Below are 3,335 nucleotides of genomic sequence, written 5' to 3' on the forward strand. Positions count from 1 at the left end.
CGGCGGCGCGGCACCCGGCGCCAGCTGGCCGAGGAGTCGGCGGACCCCGGCAAGACGGAGGAGTCGCTGGAGGCCCTGGTGCGGGCCCGGCTGGTGACGCTGGACGCGGACACCGTGGAGATCACCCACGAGGCGCTGCTGCACGCCTGGCCCCGGCTGCGGCACTGGATCGACGAGGGCCGCGGCGACCATCTGCTGCGCCAGCGGCTGGAGGAGGACGGCCGGGCCTGGGAGGACTCCGGCCGGGACAGCTCGCTGCTGTACCGGGGTTCGCGGCTGGAGCAGGCCCGCAACTGGGCCCGGTCGGCCGGCGACACCTTTCTGACCCGCAGCGCGATGGAGTTCCTGGCCGCCTCGGTGCGGCTGCGCAAGCGGACGGTGTGGCTGAGCCGGGCCGCGGTGGCCGCGCTGGTGGTACTGGCCGTACTGGCCGCCGGTTCCGCCGTGATCGCCTGGAAGCAGCGCGACGACGCCGTGTTCGAGCAGGTCCTCGCCGAGGCCGACCGGGTCCAGCACACCGACCCGTCACTGGCCGCCCAGCTGGACCTCGTCGCGCACCAGCTGCGCTCCGGTGACGAGGGCACGTACAGCCGCCTGCTGTCGATCGTGAACGCGCCGCTGGCCACCCCGCTGTCCGGGCACACCGGCGCGGTCTACCTCACCTCCTTCAGCCCGGACGGCCGCACCCTGGCCACGGCCAGCTACGACCGCACCGTCCGGCTGTGGAACGTCGCCGACCCGAACCGCCCGGCACCGCTCGGCAAACCGCTGACCGGGCACACCAGCTGGGTGAGCAGCGCCGTGTTCAGCCCGGACGGCCGCACCCTGGCCTCGGCGGGCGACGACGGCACGATCCGGCTGTGGGACGTCGCCGACCGCGCGCACCCCGTCCCGCTCGGCGATCCGCTCGCCGGACACCGGGGCACGATCTACCTGGTGGCGTTCGGCCCGGACGGCCGCACCCTGGCCTCGGCCGGGGAGGACGGCACGGTACGGCTGTGGGACATGACCGACCCGCGCCGCCCCAAGCCGCTCGGGACACTGCGCGGACACACCGCCGCGGTGCGCTGCGTGGCCTTCTCCCCGGACGGGCGCACCCTCGCCAGCGGCGGCGACGACAACTCGATCCGCCTGTGGAACGTGGCCGACCCGCGCCGGCCGGAGCCGATGAAGACCCTGCGGGGGCACACGGACCTGGTGCACTCGGTGGCCTTCAGCCCCGACGGGAGCACCCTGGCCAGCGGCAGCGCGGACGACACCATCCGGCTGTGGGACGTACGCCGGCCCGGCGGCGCGACGGCGCTCGGCGACCCGCTGACCGGTCACACCGGTCCGGTCTGGTCGGTCGCGTTCAGCCCCGACGGGGGACGGCTGGCCGCCGCGAGCGCGGACAGCACGGCCAGCCTGTGGAACGTCACCGACCCCGCGTCCCCGTCCCAGGTCGGCGAGCCGCTCGCGGGCAGCAGCGGGGAGATGTACGCGCTGGGGTTCCGCCCGGACGGCCGTACCCTCGCCACCGGCAGCGGGGACGGCAAGGTGCGCCTCTGGTCGGTCCCGACCTCGGACATGGTCGGCCGCAGCGGGGCGTTCCGGCGGGACGGCAAGGTGCTGGCCACCGCCGCCCGCGACGGCCGGCTGCGGCTGTGGAACGTGACCCGGCCCGGCCGGCCCGTACTGCTGGGCCGGCCGTTCATGCGGGCCGACGGCGACCAGCGCTCCATGGTGTTCTCGCCCGACGGCCGCGTCCTGGCCGTCCTCACCGGTGTCCGCACGGTGCACCTGTGGAACGTCTCCGACCCCGCCCACCCGGTCGCCGCCGGCCCGCCGCTGACCCTGCGCACCCGTTTCATGGGACCGGACGCGCTGGCCTACAGCCCGGACGGTCGCACCCTCGCCACCGCCTACGACGACCGCACCGTCCAGCTGTGGGACGTCACCGACCCCGCGCGCGCCAAGCCGCTCGGCCGACCGCTCACCGGTCACCGGGGCTACGTCAACGCGCTCGCCTTCAGCCCCGACGGGCGCACCCTGGCCAGCGGCAGCGCGGACAGCGGGATCCGGCTGTGGGACGTCAGCGACCCCGCCCGCACCCTCCCCCTGGGCTCCCCGCCGGCCGAGCACTCCGGTCCGGTGAACTCGCTCGCCTTCAGCGCCGACGGGCACACCCTGGCCAGCGGCAGCGACGACGACACGGTCCGCCTGTGGAACGTCACCGACCCCGCGCGCGCCGAACCCCTCGGCAGGCCGCTCACCGGCCACACCGAGGCGGTGACGTCCCTGACCTTCAGCACCGACGGCCACACCCTGGCCAGCGGCGGCAACGACAACACGGTCCGCCTGTGGAACGTCACCGACCCGGCCCGGGCGACCCCGATCGGCCAGTCCATGAGCCCCAACGCCAAGACCGGCCACTTCCTCTCCTTCAGCCCCAACAGTCACGTCCTCGGCGTCTCCAGCGGCACGGACACGGTCCGCCTGTGGAGCCTGGACGCGGACACGGCGATCCGCCACATCTGCTCGGTCACCCGGGGCGTCCTGACGAAGCAGCGCTGGCAGGAGTACCTGCCGCGCCTCTCCTACGACCCTCCGTGCGGTCGATGATCGGCCAACCTGCCTGATTTCCCCTGGACTTGGCCCCACACAACCGACAACCTTGTTACCCTTGGCCATAGCCCGATCGCTGGTGCATCCCCCGTCGCCAGCGGTCGGGTCTTTTGCTTCCCCACCGAAAACCACCCACACACGCAGAAGACCCCCGGCCCATCGGACCGGGGGTCTTCTCGCTGGTGGGGCTAACAGGATTTGAACCTGTGGCCTCATCCTTATCAGGGATGCGCTCTAACCAACTGAGCTATAGCCCCGCCGCGCTTTGCGGTGTGTGTCCCGCGCGCTGACTCCTGAAGATTAGCGCACGACACCGTCAGTCCCAAAATCGGTTGTCGGGGGCCGTCAGGACGCCGCCGGCCGGCGGGTCACTCGTCCTCCGCGAGGGTCAGCTCGATGCCGCCCACGAAGCCCGCGGAGAGGTTGTAGATGAACGCGCCGAGCGTCGCCAGCGCGGTCGCCAGGACCACGTCGATGACCGCGATGACCGACGTGAACGTCAGGACGTGCGGAAGGGACAGGAACGCCTGGAGGTCGAAGCCGTTGGCCTCGTTGGAACCGGTCGCCTCCGAGATCGTGCCGCCGACCGTCGAGAACACGCCCATCGCGTCCATCACCATCCACAGCACCGCCGAGGCGACGATCGTGCAGATGCCGAACGCGATGGAGAGCAGGAAGCTGACCTTCATCACCGACCACGGGTCGGCCTTGGCCACCCGCAGCCGCGCCTT

The 3,335-nt window shown here is 72.7% G+C and carries 2 protein-coding genes and 1 tRNA gene; 1 reads left to right on the forward strand and 2 read right to left on the reverse strand.

The features are described from left to right. Positions 1-2,601, forward strand: a 2,601-nt coding sequence (locus tag H5J33_RS28290; protein WP_181797671.1) for a WD40 repeat domain-containing protein, incomplete at its 5' end; no start/stop codon positions are given. Between the two features lie 183 nt (positions 2,602-2,784). Here the strand turns inward: H5J33_RS28290 and H5J33_RS28295 are convergent. After that, a tRNA-Ile gene (locus tag H5J33_RS28295) sits at positions 2,785-2,861 on the reverse strand. Positions 2,862-2,972: 111 nt separating this feature from the next. Further along, positions 2,973-3,335 (reverse strand): DUF3566 domain-containing protein (locus H5J33_RS28300; protein ID WP_181797672.1); only part of this gene is annotated, 363 nt, incomplete at its 5' end.

The sequence above is a fragment of the Streptomyces sp. WELS2 genome, assembly GCF_013870595.1.
GTDB lineage: Bacteria > Actinomycetota > Actinomycetes > Streptomycetales > Streptomycetaceae > Streptomyces.